Source organism: Vibrio sp. TRT 29B02 (assembly GCF_050113655.1).
GTDB lineage: Bacteria > Pseudomonadota > Gammaproteobacteria > Enterobacterales > Vibrionaceae > Vibrio.
Map to the genome: position 1 here is coordinate 222,941 of NZ_JBNJOJ010000002.1, position 22,751 is coordinate 245,691.

At 45.5% G+C, this 22,751-nt stretch carries 20 protein-coding genes and 1 pseudogene; 3 read left to right on the plus strand and 18 right to left on the minus strand.

Going from position 1 to position 22,751, the window contains the following annotated elements; translation table 11 throughout:
* Positions 1-252 precede the first annotated feature (252 nt).
* The 6 genes from fabG to yceD form a co-directional block, all read right to left on the minus strand.
* The gene (gene fabG / locus ACQEXT_RS02255; RefSeq protein ID WP_331418293.1) at positions 253-987 is read right to left on the minus strand and encodes a 3-oxoacyl-ACP reductase FabG; all 735 of its coding nucleotides are present in this window, start codon (positions 985-987) and stop codon (positions 253-255) included.
* 27 nt (positions 988-1,014) lie between these two features.
* Positions 1,015-1,938: an ACP S-malonyltransferase gene (fabD, locus tag ACQEXT_RS02260; protein WP_269376033.1), complete on the minus strand. Its 924-nt coding sequence runs from the start codon at positions 1,936-1,938 to the stop codon at positions 1,015-1,017.
* 66 nt (positions 1,939-2,004) lie between these two features.
* Positions 2,005-2,955, minus strand: a complete 951-nt coding sequence (locus ACQEXT_RS02265) for a beta-ketoacyl-ACP synthase III (RefSeq protein WP_331427105.1) — start codon at positions 2,953-2,955, stop codon at positions 2,005-2,007.
* Between the two features lie 5 nt (positions 2,956-2,960).
* Positions 2,961-3,986, minus strand: coding sequence for a phosphate acyltransferase PlsX (plsX, locus tag ACQEXT_RS02270; RefSeq protein ID WP_138970791.1), 1,026 nt, complete (start codon positions 3,984-3,986; stop codon positions 2,961-2,963).
* 9 nt (positions 3,987-3,995) lie between these two features.
* Entirely contained in the window at positions 3,996-4,166 is a 171-nt protein-coding gene (rpmF, locus tag ACQEXT_RS02275) for a 50S ribosomal protein L32 (protein WP_004414666.1), read from the minus strand.
* A gap of 31 nt (positions 4,167-4,197) precedes the next feature.
* Positions 4,198-4,725, minus strand: coding sequence for a 23S rRNA accumulation protein YceD (gene yceD, locus ACQEXT_RS02280; RefSeq protein WP_138970790.1), 528 nt, complete (start codon positions 4,723-4,725; stop codon positions 4,198-4,200).
* 148 nt (positions 4,726-4,873) lie between these two features.
* Between yceD and ACQEXT_RS02285 the strand changes: the two genes are divergently transcribed.
* Entirely contained in the window at positions 4,874-5,455 is a 582-nt protein-coding gene (locus ACQEXT_RS02285) for a Maf family protein (protein WP_426950452.1), read from the plus strand.
* On the opposite strand, the gene rluC is transcribed toward ACQEXT_RS02285, so the two are convergent.
* Entirely contained in the window at positions 5,452-6,405 is a 954-nt protein-coding gene (gene rluC / locus ACQEXT_RS02290; RefSeq protein WP_426950453.1) for a 23S rRNA pseudouridine(955/2504/2580) synthase RluC, read from the minus strand. The two genes, ACQEXT_RS02285 and rluC, sit on opposite strands and share 4 nt — an antisense overlap.
* A gap of 572 nt (positions 6,406-6,977) precedes the next feature.
* Here rluC and rne point away from each other — a divergent pair.
* Positions 6,978-9,968: a ribonuclease E gene (gene rne / locus ACQEXT_RS02295; protein ID WP_426950455.1), complete on the plus strand. Its 2,991-nt coding sequence runs from the start codon at positions 6,978-6,980 to the stop codon at positions 9,966-9,968.
* A 326-nt stretch (positions 9,969-10,294) separates the two neighbouring features.
* Positions 10,295-11,854, plus strand: a complete 1,560-nt coding sequence (locus ACQEXT_RS02300) for a SulP family inorganic anion transporter (RefSeq protein ID WP_331418290.1) — start codon at positions 10,295-10,297, stop codon at positions 11,852-11,854.
* A gap of 311 nt (positions 11,855-12,165) precedes the next feature.
* Here the strand turns inward: ACQEXT_RS02300 and ACQEXT_RS02305 are convergent, their stop codons facing one another.
* The 11 genes and pseudogenes from ACQEXT_RS02305 to ACQEXT_RS02355 form a co-directional block, all read right to left on the minus strand.
* Entirely contained in the window at positions 12,166-13,044 is an 879-nt protein-coding gene (locus ACQEXT_RS02305) for a 5'-nucleotidase, lipoprotein e(P4) family (RefSeq protein WP_426950456.1), read from the minus strand.
* 274 nt (positions 13,045-13,318) lie between these two features.
* A complete protein-coding gene (locus tag ACQEXT_RS02310; protein WP_426950457.1) occupies positions 13,319-13,750 on the minus strand; it encodes a hypothetical protein in 432 nt (143 codons plus the stop codon).
* Positions 13,734-14,525 (minus strand): hypothetical protein, encoded by a 792-nt coding sequence (locus ACQEXT_RS02315; RefSeq protein ID WP_426950486.1) that lies wholly within the window; start codon positions 14,523-14,525, stop codon positions 13,734-13,736. The genes ACQEXT_RS02310 and ACQEXT_RS02315 overlap by 17 nt, the downstream gene beginning before the upstream one ends.
* Positions 14,526-14,747: 222 nt before the next feature.
* Positions 14,748-14,975, minus strand: a pseudogene (locus ACQEXT_RS02320) (PAAR domain-containing protein); the annotation flags it as partial.
* Positions 14,976-15,222: 247 nt separating this feature from the next.
* Positions 15,223-16,338: a ribonuclease D gene (gene rnd, locus ACQEXT_RS02325; RefSeq protein ID WP_426950488.1), complete on the minus strand. Its 1,116-nt coding sequence runs from the start codon at positions 16,336-16,338 to the stop codon at positions 15,223-15,225.
* A gap of 100 nt (positions 16,339-16,438) precedes the next feature.
* Positions 16,439-18,133 carry a long-chain-fatty-acid--CoA ligase FadD gene (gene fadD, locus ACQEXT_RS02330; protein ID WP_138970736.1) on the minus strand — a complete coding sequence of 565 codons (1,695 nt, stop codon included), beginning with the start codon at positions 18,131-18,133 and terminating at the stop codon, positions 16,439-16,441.
* A 112-nt stretch (positions 18,134-18,245) separates the two neighbouring features.
* Positions 18,246-19,100, minus strand: a complete 855-nt coding sequence (locus ACQEXT_RS02335) for an alpha/beta fold hydrolase (RefSeq protein WP_426950459.1) — start codon at positions 19,098-19,100, stop codon at positions 18,246-18,248.
* On the minus strand, positions 19,100-19,654 hold the full coding sequence (locus tag ACQEXT_RS02340) for a Slp family lipoprotein (protein ID WP_331427186.1): 555 nt from the start codon (positions 19,652-19,654) through the stop codon (positions 19,100-19,102). The genes ACQEXT_RS02335 and ACQEXT_RS02340 overlap by 1 nt, the downstream gene beginning before the upstream one ends.
* A gap of 22 nt (positions 19,655-19,676) precedes the next feature.
* A complete protein-coding gene (locus ACQEXT_RS02345) occupies positions 19,677-19,979 on the minus strand; it encodes a chromosome partitioning protein ParA (protein ID WP_138970738.1) in 303 nt (100 codons plus the stop codon).
* A 35-nt stretch (positions 19,980-20,014) separates the two neighbouring features.
* A complete protein-coding gene (gene tsaB, locus ACQEXT_RS02350) occupies positions 20,015-20,716 on the minus strand; it encodes a tRNA (adenosine(37)-N6)-threonylcarbamoyltransferase complex dimerization subunit type 1 TsaB (protein WP_138970739.1) in 702 nt (233 codons plus the stop codon).
* 20 nt (positions 20,717-20,736) lie between these two features.
* Complete coding sequence (locus tag ACQEXT_RS02355; protein ID WP_426950461.1) at positions 20,737-22,659, minus strand: ATP-dependent DNA helicase; 1,923 nt, start codon at positions 22,657-22,659, stop codon at positions 20,737-20,739.
* Positions 22,660-22,751: the final 92 nt, after the last annotated feature.

A 22,751-nucleotide genomic window follows, 5' to 3' on the forward strand; every position in this document is an offset into this window, starting at 1 on the left:
AACTACTGAAAGTTGCAAGAGGGACCTTGCTGGTCAAACCACAATTTTAGCGATTTTAACCGAAATTCAATACATTTTTGACTTAAATCATGCACAAATCTTGCGCATGTTCTCGTCATCAACCACAAACTATAGGCTATTTTTATGACAATAAGTAGCCTAGTTGACGACAAATCGTGCAAATTCACTTAGCTGGCAGAAATTTGAGTGAAAATTAATGAAAAAGTTCATCTTTTCTGCCAGGAAAGCGTTTTACACCATGTACATGCCGCCATTTACATGCAAAGTTTCGCCAGTAATGTAAGCTGCTTCTGGAGAAGCAAGGAATACTACTGCTGAAGCAATCTCACGTGGATCACCTAGACGACCAGCTGGAACGTTCGCCAGTGTGGTTGCGCGTTGTTCATCGTTTAGCGCTTTCGTCATATCAGTTTCAATGAAACCTGGAGCAACCGTATTCACCGTTACACCGCGTGAAGCCACTTCACGAGCCATCGATTTAGTGAAACCGATAACACCCGCCTTTGCCGCTGCGTAGTTTGCTTGACCTGCATTACCCATAGTGCCAACAACAGAACCTACGTTGATAATGCGACCTGAACGCTTCTTCATCATACCGCGCAGTACCGCTTTAGACATACGGAAGATTGGCGTTAGGTTAGTGTCGATGATGTCATCCCACTCAGAGTCTTTCATACGCATTAGTAGGTTATCACGAGTGATACCAGCGTTGTTCACTAGAATGTCGATTGCACCGAACTCGTCGTTAATAGTCTTAAGCGTTGCTTCAATTGACTCAACGTCAGTTACGTTTAGTGCGAGACCTTTACCATTTTCACCAAGGTACTCGCTGATCGCCGCAGCACCACTTTCAGACGTTGCTGTACCAATAACGGTTGCACCGCGCTCAACAAGCAGTTCAGCGATAGCGCGACCAATACCACGACTAGCACCAGTTACTAGAGCAATCTTGCCTTCTAGGTTCATCATGTTCGTTATTCCTTAAATTCTTTATTACTTAGCAGCTTCTAGAGATGCAACATCATTCACAGCTGCGCCGCCTAGCGTCTTAACAATGCGTTTTGTCAGGCCAGTGAGAACTTTACCAGGGCCAAGTTCCAATAGCGTCTCAACACCTTGCTCACTCATCAGTTGCACGCTTTCGGTCCAACGAACTGGGCTGTATAGCTGGCGTACCAGTGCGTCTTTGATTTTCGCTGGGTCCGTTTCTGCTGCGACATCAACGTTGTTAATCACTGGGAACTGAGGTGCGTTAAATTCGATCTCTTCAAGAGCAACCGCTAGCTTGTCAGCCGCAGGCTTCATTAATGCACAGTGTGAAGGCACTGATACAGGTAGAGGAAGTGCACGCTTAGCGCCCGCTTCTTTACAAAGTGCGCCTGCACGTTCTACCGCATCTTTACTACCAGCGATGACTACCTGACCTGGAGAGTTAAAGTTAACTGGTGATACAACGTCACCTTGTGCTGCTTCTTCACACGCTTTCGCAATTGCATCATCGTCTAAACCAATGATTGCGTACATTGCACCTGTGCCAGCTGGCACCGCTTCTTGCATTAGCTGACCACGAAGCTGAACAAGCTTAATCGCTTGTTTAAAGTCAATAACACCCGCACAAACTAGCGCAGAGTATTCACCTAGGCTGTGACCCGCTAGGTTAGCTGGTTGCTCAAGGCCAAGCTCTTGCCACACACGCCAGATAGCAACAGAAGAAGCTAGCAATGCTGGCTGAGTACGGTGCGTTTGATTGAGATCTTCAGCAGGACCATTTTGGACCAATGCCCATAGGTCGTAGCCAAGAGCGTCAGACGCTTCAGCAAATGTTTGTTTAACTACGTCATACTGTTCGCCAAGTTCAGCGAGCATACCTACAGCTTGAGAACCCTGACCTGGAAATACGATAGCAAACTTGCTCATTTTCTTTTCCTTAAAACAAAGTAAGAAAGATGCGACTAAGCACCTTAATCATAAATTTCGTCTGGCTTAGAATTTGACTAAAGCCGAGCCCCATGTGAAGCCGCCACCGAATGCTTCAAGCAACAGTGTCTGGCCACGCTTGATACGCCCATCACGTACGGCTTCATCTAGCGCAGTTGGTACCGTCGCCGCCGACGTGTTGCCGTGTCTATCTAGGGTAATGACCACTTGATCCAGTGACATTGATAACTTTTTGGCCGTAGCAGAAATAATGCGATAGTTCGCCTGATGTGGAACTAACCAGTCTAATTCAGACTTGTGCATGTCATTCGCGGCAAGCGTATCTTTAACCAGCTTAGAAAGCTGAGTCACCGCAACCTTGAACACTTCATTACCTGCCATGTGTAACCACTTGTCAGCGTCTTTACCACGTTCAGGTACTGCAAGGCTGAGTAGCTCACCAAAGCGACCATCTGAATAAATGTGAGTCGAAAGAATGCCTGGTTCTTCGCTCTGCCCTACTACGACTGCACCCGCACCGTCACCAAACAAAATAATGGTCGAGCGGTCTGTCGGGTCACAAGTTTTAGAAAGTGCGTCAGAACCAATCACCAGCACATTTTTGCACATGCCCGATTTGATATGTTGATCCGCAACAGACAGAGCATATACAAAACCTGAACATGCCGCTGCTAAGTCAAATGCTGGACAACCTTTTATCTCAAGCTTGGCTTGAACCTGACATGCAGACGATGGGAAGGTATGGCTGCCACTCGTTGTCGCGACAATAATAAGGTCAATATCGTTTTTATCGATACCTGCCATTTCAATCGCATTTTTCGCAGCGATATAACCCATGTCGGCAACTGTCTCGTTCTCAGCAGCAATGCGACGTTCTTTAATACCCGTGCGAGTAACAATCCACTCATCACTAGTATCTACCATTTTCTCTAGGTCTGCGTTAGTACGCACCTGAGATGGCAGGTAGCTGCCAGTACCTAAAATTTTGCTATACATGAAGACTAATAATGCCTCTCGAGTAAAACCGCTTCCAAACGATCGCTAATACGGCTGGGTACTTGTCGTTTGACCTCATGCAGTGCTTCACCAATCGCGTTGATGACTGCGTCTACGTCAGCACTTCCGTGGCTTTTTATGACAATGCCGCGCAATCCTAGCAAACTTGCGCCGTTATACTGGTCGGGGTTCAATGTTTTTAGCTCATTAAATAAGCCAGAAAATAATTTTCTTGCAATCCAACCCTTTAGAGATGAGGTCATCATGCTCGATTTTAACTTATCAATAAATAGCTGAGCTGTGCCTTCACAGGCTTTAAGACAAACATTGCCCACGAAACCATCACAAACAACAACATCTGCGGCATCGTGTAGTAGCTGGTTACCTTCAATGTAACCAACAAAATTAACCGAATGAGTCTGAGCGAGCATCTCCGCGCAACGCTTTACAAGGTCATTACCTTTAATTTCCTCGGCGCCGATATTGAGAATCGCGACACGAGGCGCTCGCTGCAAATATTGCTCGGCCAGAGCGCTACCCATGACAGCGAATTGAAACAGTGAATCGGCATCACTTGATACATTCGCCCCTAAATCGAGCATCCAGGTTCGTCCCCCGGAGGCGGTAGGTAACGCAGAGATAAGAGCAGGCCTTTCGATTCCAGGTAACAATTTCAACTTGAAACGAGACAGTGCCATCAAAGCGCCCGTGTTACCACAACTTACGCAAGCGTCTGCTTGATTTTCAGCGACCAATTCAATTGCAGTGGCCATCGACGTGCCGTGGCTATTTCTAAGTGCAAGAGAAGGTTTTTCTGAGTTGGAGATCACTCGGTCAGTATGCTGGATACTCAAACGCGTATCCTGTTTATAACCAAGAGAAGATAATTGAGACGTGATCGCGGTTTGATCACCAATAAGGATCACTTTTAGCTCTGGGAAATGCGACAGTGCCTGCACGGCGGCAGGCACTGTGACGCGAGGACCGAAATCCCCGCCCATTGCATCAAGTGCAACGGTTATATTTTGCAAAGGTCAACCTTACTTGTTGATAACCTTTTTGCCACGGTAGTAACCTTCAGCAGTTACGTTGTGGCGTAGGTGAGTTTCACCTGAAGTTGCGTCTACAGAAAGTGCTGCTGTAGTTAGTGCATCGTGTGAACGACGCATGCCACGCATTGAACGTGATTTCTTGCTCTTTTGTACGGCCATTGACCCTACTCCTATGTAAGTTCTTAAAGAATTACTTCTTTAAGCTTTTTAAAACGTCAAATGGATTCGGTTTCTTTTCTTCCACAATTTCTTCTGGAAGTTTACCAAACACCATATTATCTGAATCAACGCTACAGTCCGCTTCATCGTGCATTGCTATTTGAGGCAAGTTTAGAATGAACTCGTCTTCAACTAACTGTATTAGGTCTATTTCACCGTACTCGTTCAGATCTACCAAATCGTACTCTTCCGGTGCTTCCTCTTCAGTCTTTTCACCGTAATACGGTGTATAAGTGAATTGGACGTCGCACTCATGTGCGAAAACCTCATTACAGCGTTGACACTCTAAGTCGACCACGATGTTAGCTTTACCAGAGATAACAACGAGTCGCTGCTCATCTAAGTCAAATGACATTGACACTTGGGCGTCGCGTTTAACGCCTTCAACTGATTCCTCTAAGCGCTTAAAGAGACTAACTTGAATAATACCTTCAACATCTAGTCGCTTTTGAGCAGCGCGTGACGGATCAATCGTACGCGGTATTTTTACCTTTTGCATAGGGCGCGAATTTTATCTTCCAAATCGTTTAGAGTCAAAGAAAAAGGGCAAAAAGTTGTACTTTTTTTCCTTCTCCTCAAGAGAGCTAGTATCACAACCATAATATAGATTAAGCTCACACTAACCCGCTGTTAGATTGTAAATTAAAATGCAGAATTACCAACTAGTTTTAGCCTCAACATCACCATACCGCCAACAACTGCTCAATAAATTGGCAGTTTCATTTATTACTGCCTCTCCACAATTTGATGAAACACCCTTAGAGCACGAAACACCTATTGAGCTAGTTTCACGCTTAGCCAAAGGAAAAGCAGAGTCATGTCAGGTTGAAGAAACGGCTTTGATCATTGGTAGCGACCAAGTGTGTGTGATTGACGGTCAAATCATTGGTAAACCACTTACCGAGCAAAAAGCGATTGAGCAACTGACACAACAAAGTGGTCAATCGATTCAGTTTTTCACGGGTCTGGCTGTGCACAACAACCTCACCAAGCAGACAGAGGTTAAGGTCGACACCTTTACGGTCCATTTTCGCTCACTAAGCCAACAGCAAATAGAAAGTTACGTGGCTAAAGAGCAACCACTATACTGTGCTGGCAGCTTCAAGAGTGAAGGTTTGGGTATCGCGCTATTCGAGCGACTCGAAGGCAAAGATCCAAACACCTTGGTCGGATTACCATTGATCGACTTGATCGATATGTTACGCAACCAAGGGTTTGAGGTGCTCTAACGAGCAGTACTTGCTCTTAGACCTGCCAGTGTCTTTTCTAACTTCGGTTCCATCGGCGCATTAATTTCCATCCATTCATCATTAGAAGGGTGCTGAAATTTAATATTCGCCGCATGAAGGAAAAGACGATCTAGCCCTACTTTCGCCGTGTATGCATCAAAACGTCGGTCACCGTATCTGTCGTCCCACGCTATCGGATGACCCGTGTACTGAGTATGCACGCGAATTTGATGGGTACGACCCGTAATAGGGCTTGCTTGTATCAGTGTTGCATCGGCAAACTTCTCGATAATCTTAAATCGAGTTTCTGATGGTTTACCGTTAGGGTTCACTCGCACAATGCTGTTAACTTCATTTTTAAGCAAAGGGGCGCTGACAACCTTACAACTGCTTTTCCACTCACCCATGACTAAAGCGAAGTAATACTTCTGAACGGTCTTTTCACGAAATTGCGCTTGTAAGTGACGTAGCGCTGAACGTTTTTTCGCCACCAACAAGATTCCCGACGTATCTCGGTCAATGCGATGCACCAGTTCAAGAAAACGTGCTTCTGGACGTAACGCCCTTAACGCTTCAATGGCTCCAAACTTTAGACCACTTCCGCCATGCACTGCTGTACCTGAAGGTTTATTTAAAACCAACATATGATCATCTTCATAGATAATCATGTGCTCAAGCTCAGCCACCTTATTTAACTTTGTACTAGGGGCGACTTCATCGGCTTTTTCTTCAACGGTGACTGGTGGAATTCGGATCAGATCCCCAGCTTTCAGCTTATATTCCGCTTTGACACGTTTTTTGTTTACTCGTACCTCTCCCTTACGCAAGATTCGATAAACCATGCTTTTAGGGATACTTTTCAACTGGTTGCGCAAGAAGTTATCAATACGCTGACCCGCCATATCTTCGTCTATGTCGACAAACTGGACTTTTGTTCTTATTTCACTCATCTGATTATTCTATCATTCAAAGTTGCGCAAAATCACATTTTCTTCGCAACATATTGGAAAATGGCTCAACTAATAATGGATGCAAGATCCGCTACGAATAAAAATTCATCGACTTTATTACAATTTCATAAATTAGGCTCAATAAAACCTATAAAACAGATACTTAAGGAAAATAAAATCGGCTTTTTTAGCGAATTATTATAAAGCAGATTGCTGACTTTAATGGGTACTGCTATAGTTCACCCCTGCAATAAGTGATTTGGTTGCCTTTTAAACAAACCAACTCATTTTTGAGCAATAATTTGAGTAGCCCGTTAATTTACCAAAATGCAGCACACGGCGTAAGACATTTTTGAAATTAACAATCTTGTCACCCTACTCGTCGCCGATCATGTTGAGTGTTTACCGCCAATAATGCGGCTCACAAGCTAAACGAGAAAGCTTGTGAGACTGAAGTGCCCGAGCGCATCCCTCCAGCCGGGAGGCTGCAAAGATTAAGCCATGGGATCTGGCACCATGAAAGCGATAGCAATGACAAGTAATAAAACAAAGAATGACAACGAGATTTATCAATGAAAAGAATGTTAATTAACGCAACTCAAAAAGAAGAGTTGCGTGTTGCTTTGGTTGATGGTCAGCGCCTGTACGATTTGGATATCGAAAGCCCTGGACATGAATCAAAAAAAGCAAATATCTACAAAGGACGTATCACTCGCATCGAACCTAGCCTTGAAGCGGCTTTCGTTGACTATGGTGCAGAAAGACACGGCTTCCTCCCTCTTAAAGAAATTGCCCGCGAATATTTCCCTGAAGGTTACACCTACCAAGGTCGTCCAAGCATTAAAGAAGTGCTTACTGAAGGACAAGAAGTAATCGTACAAGTTGAAAAAGAAGAACGCGGTAGCAAGGGCGCAGCTCTTACTACGTTCATCTCGCTTGCGGGTAGCTACCTAGTTCTTATGCCAAATAACCCTCGTGCCGGTGGTATTTCTCGCCGTATCGAAGGTGATGAGCGTACTCAACTCAAATCAGCACTTAGCACATTAGAACTACCGCAAGGTATGGGCCTAATTGTTCGTACTGCGGGTGTTGGTAAGAGTGCAGAAGAACTTGAGTGGGATTTAAACGTGCTTTTGAACCACTGGGGCGCAATTAAGCAAGCTTCAGATGCAAACGCGGCACCTTTCCTAATCCACCAGGAAAGCAACGTTATTGTTCGAGCGATTCGTGATTACCTACGTCGTGACATTGGCGAAATTCTTATCGATAGCAACACCATTTACGAACGTGCTCTTGAGCACATCCGTTTGGTTCGTCCAGACTTCGTAAATCGTGTTAAGAAATACGATGGTGAAGTTCCGCTGTTTAGTCACTACCAAATTGAGAGCCAAATTGAGTCGGCCTTCCAACGTGAAGTTCGTCTTCCATCGGGTGGTTCAATCGTTATTGACCCAACAGAAGCTCTTACATCTATCGACATTAACTCTGCTCGCGCAACTAAGGGCGGTGATATCGAAGAGACAGCGTTAAACACTAACTTAGAGGCAGCGGAAGAAATTGCACGTCAACTTCGTCTACGCGATCTCGGTGGTCTAGTGGTTATCGACTTTATCGATATGACTCCAGTTCGACACCAGCGTGAAGTAGAGAACCGACTACGCGACTCTGTTCGCATGGATCGTGCACGTGTACAAATAGGCCGAATTTCTCGCTTCGGTTTGTTAGAAATGTCTCGTCAACGTCTCAGCCCTTCGCTAGCAGAAGCAAGTCACCATATTTGCCCTCGCTGTACAGGTACTGGCGTAGTTCGTGACAACGAATCTCTTGCATTGTCTGTTCTTCGTCTGATTGAAGAAGAGGCATTGAAAGACAATACAGCTCAGGTTCTTGCAGTGGTACCTGTGCCTATCGCTTCTTACCTATTAAATGAGAAGCGCCGCTCAGTGAACCACATTGAGCGCATTCAAGACGTTAAAATTACTGTTGTACCAAATTCTGATATGGAAACGCCGCACTTTGACGTGATCCGTATCCGCGAAGGCGAAGAGTTTGATCTTCTCTCTTACCTATTGCCTCAGAAAATCGAAGCAATGAAAGAGGCTGAAGGTAAAGAACCTGCAGAAGTTGATATTAAGCCTAAGAAAATTGAAGAGCCTGCTCTGAAAGGTTTCGCGGCACCAACACAGTCAGCACCTGCTCCTAGCCCAGTAAAAGCGCCTGAGAAGAAAGCAGACAGCGCGGAACAACAAGAGTCACAACCTGGTCTTGTAAGCCGCTTCTTTAAAGCTTTAGGCAGCTTCCTTTTCGGCTCTTCACAAAAAGAGCAGGATCAAGAGAAGCAACAGCAGAACGAGCGTAAAGACGGTAACCGTAACAACCGTAACCGCCGTAATCGCAATGATAACCGTCGTCGCAGCAACCGCGATAACCGCAACGAAAGTCGTAACGAAAACCGTGAAGACAAGCGCGATAATAAGCGTAAGAACACACGTGACGAAGCGAAGAGCGAAGTAAAAGCGAACGAACGTAGTAAGCCGCAACAAAACCGTAAGCCTAAACAGGAACCACGTCGCAACAAGCGTGACGATGTTAAGGCAAGCAAAGTTGCTGAAGAAGGCCTGAAACTGGCGGCTGATGCACAACTTAATGAGAAGCCAGAAGCAGCTAAAGAACGTTCTGAAGAGAAAGCAGCAAAAGTGAAAGAGCGCCGCCAGCGTCGCAAACTTTCTAAGCAAGTTCGTGTTAAAGATCAAGAGGCACAAGCTAAAGCTGACGAAGAAGCAAAACTGATTGCTAGCGATGCTAAAGCAGAGATGTTCGAAGAGGCTGTTGTGGAAGCTGAAGCAGAAGAGTCTGCTGAGCAACCAAAACAACGTCGTAACCGTCGTTCACCTCGTCACTTACGTGCTAGTGGACAACGTCGCCGTCGCGGTCGTGACCGCCGTCCTAATCCATTCCGTTTACGTAAGGGTGGCGTAGCCTCTCCTGAGATGGCGATGGGTAAAGTGATGCCAAGCTACGGTATTATTAAGCCAGCACCTAAACAGGCGAAGGCTGATAAAGTTGAGGCTCCTGTGGTTGAAGCGGTTGTCGTTGAAACAACAACGAACACTTTAGGTGGTTTCGCTTGCCCAGAAATGGCAATGGGTAAAGTGATCATTCGCCGTGAAGAACCAGTGATTGTTGAAGCGCCACAAGCTGTGGTTACTGAAGTGGCTGATGAAGCTCCAGCGGTTGAAAACGAAATCGTTGAAGTTGAAGTTGAAACAGTTGAGGTTGAGGCGGTTGAAACGGCTCCAGTAGCTGAGGTTGTAGAGCAATCTGAACCTACAGTTATTCAAGCTGAGCCAGTTATCGAAGTCACAACTTCTGAAATCTTGGTACCTCAAGGCTTTAAAGGTCACGCAAGTGCTCCTATGGCAAAAGCCCCAGGCAACAAAGAGATGAAAGAGATCACTGTAGTCTCAGCTCCGCTTAAAGAAGACCGTTACCAGTCTCGTGGCGCAGGCAGCCAAGTTGCTACAAACCAAGCTGGCGCAGTAATGACCAAACCTCAGTTTTAGTCATCACTGATCTGTTGATAAACAGCCTCTAGTTAGAGGCTGTTTTTTTTATCTCTTGCAAACTTCAATGTAAGCAAACACCTACAATGAAACTGATTAAGCGATTTGCATCTATTGATCACAAATATGGTTCAATACTGGCTCCAATCTTGAACTTAATCACACTTTTCGGTAGCATTCGCCGACTCGACCTGAATCTATACTCTACGTAATTAACCACCGAGAGTATTTCATTTAGTCACTCTGCTCTTTTAAATTGCATTTTGCCCAGTGACGACTAAATACAATTCAGACTACTTATAACCACTTAGCCAAACTGAGCAAACATGTTTGAATTCCCACAATTTTCAAAACACTCTGTAAAAAATGATGTTTTATCAGGTTTAACCGTTGCACTTGCCTTGGTTCCTGAAGCCGTCGCATTCGCTTTTGTCGCGGGTGTTGACCCAATGGTCGGATTATACGCCGCTTTCATCGTTGGCCTAATCACCTCAATTTTTGGCGGTCGTCCAGGAATGATCTCTGGTGCAACAGGCGCGATGGCCGTTGTTATGGTCTCTCTGGTTGCGTCACACGGCGTACAATACCTCTTCGCCGCTATCTTGCTCGCAGGTATCCTACAGATTGCTGCTGGTCTATTTAAACTCGGCAAATTCATTCGTATCGTGCCACATCCTGTTATGATCGGTTTCGTTAATGGTTTGGCGATTGTGATCTTCTTAGCTCAGCTTGGTCAATTTAAAGCACCGGATCTCAATGGTATGCTGACTTGGTTACCACAAGACCAGATGATGTTGATGCTTGGTCTCGTTGCGCTTACGATGGCTATCATTCATTTCTTACCTAAGTTCACAACTGCCGTCCCTTCATCACTGGTGGCTATCGTGACGGTAAGTGCTCTAGTTATTGGCTTAGATCTGGAAACACGTACCGTTGTTGACTTCTTACGCACTATGTCAGGGGACGAAGCCGCAACGCTAGCAGGTTCATTACCGACTTTCTCGATCCCTGCAGTACCGTTGACATTTGAGACGCTGCAAATCATCTTGCCATACGCCATCATTCTTGCGGCTATCGGCCTGATTGAATCTCTGCTTACACTGACAGTACTTGATGAGATGACGAACAGTCGTGGCCAGTCTAACCGCGAATGTATCGGTCAAGGTATGGCAAACATGACCTGTTCCGTATTTGGGGCAATGGGTGGTTGTGCAATGATTGGTCAATCAATGATCAACGTAAACTCAGGTGGCCGTGGTCGCCTGTCGGGTATCGTCGCGGCAGTTGCACTGCTGATGTTCATCCTGTTTGCTTCCGCGCTGATCGAAATGATTCCACTCGCGGCACTTGTGGGTGTGATGTTCATGGTGGTTATCGGCACATTTGAATGGGCAACCTTTAAACTCGCTCGTCGTGTACCTAAGCAAGATTTCTTTGTTATTGTATTGGTAACCGTCGTTACTGTACTCACTGACCTTGCTATCGCTGTCTTTGTCGGTGTGATTGCGTCCGCTCTGATGTTTGCTTGGCAGCACGCTAAACACATTTACGCCGATACCTGCATTAACGAGGAAGGCTCAAAAGAGTACAAGATCCACGGTCCAGTATTCTTTGGCTCAGTGGCTAATTTCCTAGAAATTTTCGATGCAATCAAAGACCCTAGCGATGTTATTGTCGATTTCGCAGATTCACGCGTCACTGACCATTCTGCTATCGAAGCGATTGAAACCCTTGCAGAGCGCTATTCTGCTCAAGGTAAGACATTACATCTGCGCCATTTAAGCCCTGACTGCCGTAAACTGCTCCACAAGGCGGGTAGTCTGGTCGAAATTAACGTCAAAGAAGACCCAAGCTACAAGGTCGCCACAGACGTGCTTGCGGGCTAATCCGCTCACATATGCAAAGGGCTTCCAAATGGAAGCCCTTTTCTTTGTTATATCGTTAGACTTATACAGGGGTCTATACCGAAACCGCCAAAATTTCCGAACTGACAGTCCTTTGAGCGACATCGCTATATGAGTAGATTGGCTATCGGTGAGTTTAGCCAACTGACTGACGAGTTTACAGTTGCTGCTTACTTTAAGTGTAGCAATAATTAGGGGGAACATAGCGAACCCAATTTGGCTGACACCAGATTTTAAGCACCCTTCAATTTAAGCCCCACTTGGGGCTTAAATGTTAGTTGTATCATTTAGAATTAATTGCCGTCCCAAGCAGATTTTGTAGCGGCGTTAATGAGGACTTCTCGGTTTTCTTTACTCTGAGGTGGCTCTGAATCACCAAAAATAGCTGCGATCCAATGACCATCGGTTGGATTAGGAAAAAGAATGTACTTGCTACCGTATAGCTCTTTATCTTCTTCCATTTTAGCTATACGACCATCTACATCACCTTTGATGTAGTATTTACGCTTAAAGTCATTCAAGTTATCGCCAAGAAAGACAATGACGTTATAGTCTTTTAAAATTTCTTTCTGACGCGTTTCTTTGTTGGATGTGTCCATGAGTACAGTCAGATGAGAGTCGTCTTTCAAAGGGAATCCCATTGCCAGAATATTTTGTTTGGCTAGCTCCCATGTCGGAGCTCCTTGATTGCGTGAAGTGACATAGAATATATCGACATTTTTGCTATTCACATATTCAAGAAAATCACTTGCTCCAAACGATGGGATCATACCATTAGTTGGAACCCATTCATCCCAAATTGGATCTTCGAAGAAATCCTTGTTGTGTTTTATTAAGTGCCCCCAATATTCAAGAGGAAGTACCAGAGTATCATCAAGATCTGTCACGATAGCTAAAGGTTTGTCTCCTTTTTTGTGTTCCGAAATTGCTTTATCAATGTGCATTTTCGCCACGTTGAACCCTTGATAATAGAGCGCTCGATATTCTGCTGCTGTTTGTTTCCAAGCAACAGCATAGCCTAGTAAGTTATTTTCATTAGTCGTTTCGGCAGCGGAAGATAGATTTGGAAGTAGAGCCGCTAAGGTAGCTATACTAACGGTAGTAATGTTTTTCATTAGTTTTTTCATTGTCAAGTTCAATCCTTTTGTGTAAACAACGGCATTATTAAACATGATGCTTACTAATTTGAAGTAACGTTCGACATGCTCGCAAGCATAAGCAATTGATCTGTTATCAACAAACTCAACGGACAACCCCTAGGCAAAAGGTCACATAATCGACAATTGAGGAAAATTCGCCTATTTACCCATTTGGTTTTTTGACGGGATCAGTAAATGGGCAAACAAAACCACCTACGGACAAAGCTAGCAATGAACACACTGGCATGTCCTTGGGCAAGGGTCCAAAGACTCGACGCCTTCAAAGCTAATTGACGAGTAAACCAACTCAATGCGTTGCTTTAATGTACATTAAATGAATCCCTGTCGGGGTTATCTTGGTTAAATCTCGGCTGTACACATAGCCATATTTTTCTAACAAGTCGATAGAGTGATATGTCCATCCCGCAGCAAAAGCCACGCCAGCTAATGCAAAATAAAGACTAATTTTGTTGGCTAATTGCATCGCTCTCTGAGAGTAAAGCTCATTGATCTTCTTTCCATATAAAAGTGCTTTAGGGGTCATAACTAAAAAACAACCTAATGCCCCTAAAAAACCAATCGGAACCCATAGAGTAATAACCGAGACTTGTACTGTCTCGGTTCGATTCAGTAGATCAAGATAATCTCTATAAACTCCATAAGACGGATACCCCCAACAAAGCAAACCAAAACAAATAACAAAGACACCAGCCAAACGTAATTTAATCTTGTGTGACATCCTCAAGCATCCTTATTATCTCATGCGAAATTGTGTATTCACCCCACGCCCATTCAATGAATACATATGTAACTGTAACAAAAAACGCACCTGCTAGGACAGGTGAACCTATAGCTGCGGTAGCAAACAAAACAACTTCACCAATAGCGGTCTGGAGCATAAATTTGAACATATCAGCTCCAACATTCCCAAACCAGTTCACAAGGTGATAATCATCCTTGAACACTAAATCACTAGTTGCAATACTGGCCGACACGACAAACGTTAATACTCCTGCCCCTTTAAAATTCGCGGCTCTTGATTTTGGGCTAAAGCCAGCTTGCATTGCTTTAAATGAGTTGAGCGGGTATTTTTTTCCGTTCATGTTGATACGAGTACCATTCACAAACGCATATTTGAGCACTCTTCCATTCTGATCTGTGCCGTTAAACGCCACAAACGTTTTGCCTTTGCTCTCAACCAAATCCGCTTTAACGCCCATATCACCAAACTGCTTGGCAATTGAAGCAGCATCAAACAGCGGCCTTGTGTGGCTAAACCATGATTTCGCAGTATTAATACTCGCAGCAAGGGCAGCAACATCTTTCCCTGCCTCCAGCCAAAGGTTATGCAGGATCTTGTGTGCATCCTCTAAATCGGTGATAAGAACATGTTGCATGTTCTTCGCCATTTCTTCTTCAAGAGAACACTCTAAAGCGAGAGAATCACTCAATATTTTGTCGACGGTTTGAGTTTGGCTATAAAGCAATGGATCAGAGCGATAAAGGTCGTTCATTGGTGATAAATGACTGGTCGAGTTGGACGTTGTAGATAACGAAGCAGCAGAGCGACCGCCAAAAGAGACACCTTGCCCCAAGCTCACGCCCGACCCCATATTGATATTGACACCCTGCCCGATATTAACGCCTGAACCCATATCAATTGAGCCAGACATTTGAGCACCAAGGCTAACGGCGTCACCACTAGCAAGCACAAAGCAATTGCCACATCCGGTATCAACCGGATCGCCTTTCATCGCTATCAGCTTGCCACCAATCTTAATATTTCGTGGGCAGCCCTGCATGATTGGACCTACTCCACGACAGTTTTCATCCCCACAAGTACAGGTAGTTTGGTCTCCCAAGAGACTCACATCCAAGTTGTTAATTTTTACGCCAGCACTGCCTGTTAAGACTTTTCCGCCTGTACTGGTTGGCGTTCCAACGGTGACGGCATTATTAAACATGGTGCTTACCAGCTTGAAGAAACGTTCGACGTACTCGCAAGCATAAGCAATTGATTTTTTATCAACAAACTCAACGGACAAACCCTAGGCAAAAGGTCACATAATCGACAATTGAGGAAAATTCGCCTATTTACCCATTTAGTTTTTAACGGGAGCAATAAATGGGCAAAAGTTAACTAGAACCCAAAAGGAACAGTTAACCCTATTAATGTTGTTTTCTGTTCCATCGAGCCCCATTAAAGCGTGTTTAAAGAAGCTTATTCAGTTTTTCGCCAAACAGTTCCAAACGCCAACCTTGCATCACATCAGGAAGCGAAGAAGGGTCACGGTCTTTTTTCCACACCCAACTAATAAGCTGATTTAATTGCTTTTTCGATGCTAAGAATTCCGTGGCTAATCCACTCGCCTGAGAGGCGCGTTTAACCTCATCTTTAAGCACTTTAAACTTCTGCTTATAGCCAGGCATATCCATTAGACGCTCAATTTTTTGCGGATACTCCTCTTGCGGAGTCATCAGCGCTGATTTGACGATGGAAATGATGCGTGCACTGTGACGCTGAACAGAACGCAAGTCCATCCCCTCCTGCTCCATTCGTTTGCGGCTCTCAATACCCAAACGAGCGACGTTCAGAAGGTCATTTTCTTTGAAGATAAAGTTCAGCGCTAAGTCCCGCTTCAACGCCTCTTTTAGTCGCCATGTCGCTAGAGGTTTCAAAACGGCTAATTCGCTAGGCTTTAATTGCCACGCCCCTTTAACATCAAGGTAGGCGCGCTCGGGCTGAATTGTTTTAATTCGTTTCGAGGCAAGCAAATCACTTTCTTGCTGAGCGGCCTGCCACCAGCCCGCCTGAGTAATTTTCTCAAATAGCTGTTCATAAAGGGGAAGCAAGTAATATACATCGGCCGCGGCATACTCTAGTTGTTTCTCGGTCAATGGTCGCGCCAACCAGTCTGTACGTGACTCACTTTTGTCCAACTCAACGTTTAGGTAATCCGCTACCAGTGCAGCAAAACCTGTCGATAAGCCATGGCCGAGGAAGGCTGCCATTAGCTGCGTATCGACCATAGGGTAAGGTAAACAGTCAAAGCTATTGTGAAATACTTCCAAATCTTCACCACAAGCATGCAGGACTTTCAGCACTGACGTATCTTGCAGTAACTGGACAAACGCCGTCATGTCATCGATGACCGTGGGGTCAATGAGCGACAGGTTTTCTCCATCAAAAAGTTGAATCAAACCTAGCTGTGGATAATAGGTGCGAGTGCGCACAAATTCGGTATCCAACATCACAACGTCCGCTTCCCTAGCGCTGTTACACACTGTTTCTAGCTGTGATGACTGAGTAATAATCTGATATTTCACTAACTTCTCACTATGAGCGATTTCCATCGACATAAAAAATGCCGACTATGTATAGTCGGCATTCTATCACCAAACATTGCGGCTTGCTGAGTTAACTCACTTAGCCTTGTTGCGATTCTGCTAGCTTGGCATCGTTTTCTTCACGAAGTACACGGCGTAGAATCTTACCTACGTTGGTTTTCGGCAGATCGTCCTTAAACTCAACAAGCTTAGGAATCTTGTAACCCGTTAGGTGCTGACGACAGTGAGCGATGATCTCATCTTTAGTCAAACTAGGATCACGTTTAACAACATAGATTTTAACCAGTTCACCAGACACTTCATGTGGCTGACCAATCGCAGCAACCTCAAGTACCTTACCGTGCAAAGCCACGACATCTTCAATTTCGTTTGGATACACGTTAAAGCCAGATACCAAAATCATATCTTTCTTACGGTCGACAATGTGGATTAGCCCTTCATCATCAAACTTAACGATGTCACCGGTCGATAACCACCCTTCGGCATTGATCACCTCTTTGGTGGCTTCAGGGCGTTGCCAGTAGCCTTGCATGACCTGTGGACCACGAACCTGAAGTTCACCAACTTCAGTATTCGCGAGAGGATTACCTTCATCATCAACGATACGAACTTCAGTTGATGGTACCGGTAAACCAATCGCCCCTGTGTAATCAGTCAGGTCATATGGGTTACCCGTTACTAGTGGTGAACATTCTGTCAGACCATAGCCTTCAAGTAGATGAATACCTGTGGTTTTCTTCCATTGGTCTGCGACTGCGCGTTGAACCGCCATGCCACCACCAACTGCCAACTTAAGATTACTGAAGTTGAGTTCATGGAAGTCTTCGTTGTTAACCAATGCATTGAACAGGGTATTAACACCGGTAATCGCAGTAAATGGATATTTTTGTAGCTCTTTAACGAAGCCTGGAATATCGCGTGGGTTGGTAATCAATAGGTTCTGACCACCCATTTCGATAAACAGCAGACAGTTCACCGTCAAGGCAAATACGTGGTAGAGCGGTAATGCGGTTACGACTAACTCACGGCCTTCTGACAAAACCGGACCATACGCACCTTTCGCCTGTAGTACGTTGGCAATCATGTTACGGTGAGTAAGAATCGCTCCTTTAGCGACTCCTGTTGTACCACCGGTGTACTGTAAGAAGGCAATATCGTCACCCGACATAAATGGCTTCACGTATTGAAGGCGACGACCTTTGTGTAACGCCTGGCGCATGGAAATTGCGCCCGGTAGGTCATATTTAGGAACCATGCCTTTGACATACTTAACCACGAAGTCGACCAATGTGCCTTTTGCACGCGGTAGCATTTGACCGAGACTGGTCAGAACAACGTGTTTCACTGATGTGTTGTCAACGATTTGCTCAAGGGTGTTGGCAAAGTTAGAAACAATCACAATCGCTTTCGCACCAGAGTCGTTCAGTTGGTGCTCAAGTTCACGAGGTGTGTAAAGAGGGTTTACATTGACAGCGATCATACCTGCGCGTAAAACGCCAAACAGCGCCACCGGATATTGCAGGAGGTTAGGCATCATCAAAGCGACACGGTCGCCTTTTTTCAACTTCAGCTCATTCTGCAAGTAAGCCGCAAATGCACGGCTACGCTCTTCCAGCTTGCGAAAAGTCATTACCGAGCCCATGTTCATAAATGCAGGCTGGTCAGCGTACTTTTGTACTGACTGTTCAAACATCTCCACCAAGGATGGATATTGATCTGGGTTGATGTGCTCTGGCACATCACTTGGATAACGTGATAACCAAGGTTTATCCACGGTAAAACTCCTCAAAATTAGCTGGCTGTCTACTATGTGAAACGCTCTATTTGCAATGTCGTCTATTACAGCACAGGCGGGCTGCTTGAGCACGAAAGACTCAAACACTTGTTTAAATTTTGTTAACTAAACCAAAAATTAGGCTAGCTACTCTAAAAGGGGATTGCAGATGACAGTGGTGACCACCTTCGATCATCTCTACATGAGTGGAATCGGGAGTATCATTCTGAAAAGACTGCAAATAAGAGAAACCTTGCTCACCAAGAATAACCTGTTGAGGTAGGGTGAGCTGCTGGCGATATACTGCCGCTTGTTCCAGCGACATTCGATACAGTGATTGGCTCTGTAGCTTAACGTCATGTCGCCACTGCCAACCATTTTCTATCTCGATTAGGCCGCGCTTCACAACGGGGGCAATCAACTCTGCGTCAAGTTCGTTCACTTTTGCTCGACGCTCTATCGCTTCTTGGACTGACTGCATGGCACGCATCGGTTTTCTACGGATTCTTTGCCGACTCAATATACCTTCTCGTAGCCGAGAAACGGCATTTTGTGATGATTCAGCCAAAGGTCCGTACCCTTCTATCTGAACTAATCCATCGATTTGCTCAGCAAAGGCGGCACTATAGCAACTTGCAATCAAAGCACCAAGCGAATGACCCACTAGTACCAGTCTGTTTGGCGATAAGTTAGCCAAAAACTGGTAAACGTCCTCTATATAGTCGTGAAATGGGTAGAAATTGCCGCCATTTTTATGGCTAGAAAGGCCATGGCCAGGTAAATCGATTGCGCAAAGGTGAAACTGAGGAGTGATGGCGTGTAACTCTCTCATCACGCTTTCGAAACTGGCCGCGTTGTCCAACCAACCATGTAAAAAAACGACGGATAATTCAGCCGTTTCTTTGCAGCCGTATTCGATCGCTGCAATATGGCCATCGGCAATATTCCATCTACGTTCAACGCGCATTATTTGACTTCTTGAATGACTTTGCCTTGCTTAGGCCCATAACGAGATTCGCGACAATACAGCCCATGACATGGAAATAGGTAACTGTCGAAGTCATGAATGATGACACGTTCTTCAATCCTCCATAGGTGATAACCTTTGACCTTCATTACGGGAAAGTCATAGCTATACTCACCTACCTTTGCTTGTTCTCTAGGTTGAGTGTCACCAAGTAGTGAGATCAGTCGCCCTGTTGATAGGGTCACTGGATCAGCAAATCCCTCAATGTAAGCAACAAAACGGCCTTGAGGCTCTTGGGTAATATCCGGTTTGCCCGATGCACTAATTGGCAGGTTGACGACTTCTACACGAGTGGTGTCTTTAAGGTTGGTCACGCTGGCGACCAAACCACCGAGACGCACTTCATCGCCGCTATTATGCGTAGACTGCCAAACCGTGTAATCGGTGATTAGCTGTGGATTATCGGATTTCAAGGTTTCTGGCAACGCACTACAGGCCGACAGCAATGCGGCACCGACCAAGATGAACAGTGGTTGTAATAGACGAAGAGACATAGCGTTAGACAAGCCCATAACGTTAGATGTAAATATCGACACCAAGCAATCGCGATAGTTCATCACGCTTTGCTTGCGTCATTACGTTCATATACTCCTCCATTGCCTTACGTCCTCGTCCTTGCGGAAGGTCGTACTGAACTTGTGCTTTATGGAGTTCAGATTCGCTGACATGGCGGATAGAATGTGCCACCGCATTCGCCACCTTACTCGGTTGGCTAACGGGTGTTTTATCACTTGATTTTTTGACCTCATTCTTCTTATTGGCCTTATTTGCCCTATTGGGGCCAGGGACCGAAGGAGGTAAACCGTTAATTGATACCATACTATCCGCTTATGCCGTTTATCTGATGAACGTCGTTATTCTCTACCCGGTAGTTTCTTCCAAGCAACCGTATCGCGAAGGTAGACTGGGCTCGCCTCTTCGACATCCACTGCGTTACCTTTAGCCAGTTCAAATTTTGCTAGTTGAACAATATCTTCTGCATCAGGGAACAATACATCACTCTTCTGCGTGTTGAACTGTAGACCATTGAGTTGTTCTGGGTAAGCATCCCAACCTGTCCCTGCCGTAAACCATACCTGTTCATCGGCTTGACTATTATCGGCGACCCGCTGAGGTGGCGTGACACATTCACTATCGACCGTTAGCCAAGTGCCATCTTCTTGACGAGTGAAACGTCCCCAATAAACCTCATTCATACGCGCATCAATCGCAGTCGCGACATGGCTTTGAGCGTGTTTACGGTAGACTCCCTGAGCCATAGCTTCTAGTGTCGACACACCGATCATAGGTAAATCCGCGCCGAACGCTAAACCTTGTGCAATACCAATGCCAATTCGCACACCAGTAAAGCTACCCGGGCCACGCCCATAGGCGAGTGCATCCAGTTCCGCTAAGGTTAACCCCGCTTCTTTCAGTACTTCATCTACCATAGGCAGTATTTTCTTGGTGTGATCACGTGGTGCAACTTCACTGCGCACGTACACTTTATCGTCTACTAAAAGAGCAACTGAGCAGTTCTCAGTCGCCGTATCTAGAGCAAGGATCTTTACACTCATTGATATCTCTGATTGTTTGTTTAATTTTGACATGACTTATGTTTAAGAAAGTCCTGTACCACCGCTAGGTCACGTGTGCGGGGTATCGGAGGTAAACTGGCAAGGAAGACCCCACCGTAGTCTCGGGTTACTAAGCGATTATCACAAATAATCAGAGCTCCCCTATCCTTCTTGTCGCGAATTAGGCGCCCAACACCCTGTTTGAGGGTGATTACTGCATCCGGTATTTGAACCTGAGCAAAGGGGTCTCCCCCTTTTAGCTGGCAATCTTCAATGCGAGCCTTCAATAGTGGGTCATCTGGTGCGGTAAAAGGCAATTTGTCGATAATAACACAGCTAAGCGCATCACCTCTAACATCAATCCCCTCCCAAAATGCCCCCGTCGCTACCAGCAGCGCATTCCCCAGCTCCATAAATTCCGCGAGTGTTTTTTGTTTGCTGGTTTCACCTTGCATCAATACAGGTATCGTCAGGTGCTGGCGAAAACGCTCACACAGCTCTTTCATCATGCTATGCGATGTACAGAGAAAGAAACAGCGCCCTTGGTTTTGCTCGATAACAGGGCTTAGCATCGTGACTAACTTGTCGGCCATTCCCGGACTATTCGGTTCTGGCAGATAACGGGGAACACACAACCTCGCCTGACTTTGATAGTCAAACGGACTTGGTAAAGACATTTGAACTTGGGGTTTCAATCCTAGCCGAGCGGTAAAGTGTCCAAAATCGTTGTTCACCGCCAAGGTCGCTGAAGTAAATATCCATGCTCCCTGCTTGAGCTCAATCTGTTCATGGAACTTGTCGGCTACGGTTAATGGGGTGATATGCAGACTGAAATGTCGTGGACTCGTCTCATACCAATAAGAGTAACCCGTAATCGAGACATCACAAACCCTCACCAATCTTGCTTTGATGGTATTGGCGCGTTCAAACGCACTATCCAATAACTGACTGCGCCCCAAAGCAAGCTTGAGTACTTCGATAACAAAATCCAATGTCTCTTCAAGTCGGCGCAACTCTCGGCCAATCGAAGGGGAATTAATGGCTTCGCGCCAATTACCACGAAACCCTGGCTCACCAAGGACTATGCGCAAATCCATCACTGTCTGATAGAGCTTCTCACCCGCTTTCTGTAGCTGGCGCATATCGCGCGCTTCAGTTCGATAGGCGATTTCAATGTCTTTGCATAACTCATGAACTTGTCGGCTGGATAGAGATTGGCCAAAGTATTGGCTGGCAATATCCGGTAGCTGATGAGCCTCATCGAAAATAAAAACGTCAGCTTCCGGAATCAATTCCCCAAAGCCAGTTTCTTTAATCGCAAGATCAGCTAAAAACAGGTGATGGTTGACGACCACTATGTCTGCATCCATCGCCTTTTTACGTGCTTTAAGCACAAAGCATTCCTGATAGCTCGGGCACTCTTTACCAAGGCAGTTGTCGTTAGTAGAAGTGATGGTCGGTATCACAGGGCTGTCTTCTGCTATAGCATCACAATCCCCCAAATCTCCGGTTTTCGTTTCGGATGACCAGCTACGCACTTTAACTAACTGACTGAGTAGCGTCGGATCTGCGGTCTGATTGTGGCTTTCCACCATTTGTCGGCTAAGGCGATCTAAACAAAGATAGTTCGCGCGTCCCTTAAGTAAAGCTACTTGACCATAAAATCCGAGCGCATTAGTCATCAAAGGCAGATCACGGTGGAACAACTGCTCTTGGAGGTTTTTAGACCCTGTACTGATGATGGTTTTTTTACCGCTAAGAAGTGCAGGAACCAAGTAAGCAAAAGTTTTACCGGTACCCGTGCCCGCTTCGACCACAACCTGACCTTGCGACTTGATTGCATTGGCAACGACTTCAGCCATGTCGAGTTGTGCTTGGCGCGGTTGAAAACCGGGAATGGCTTTTCCTAATGCGCCTTCAGAAGAGAAGGTTTTTGAAATCATTAAATGCAGAGCGTTAATCTTAAGGGGAGGTAATTATGGCAGTTTTAAGGCCAAGGCGCGAACAGGATTTCGCGCCCTAGGCAATTTATAGA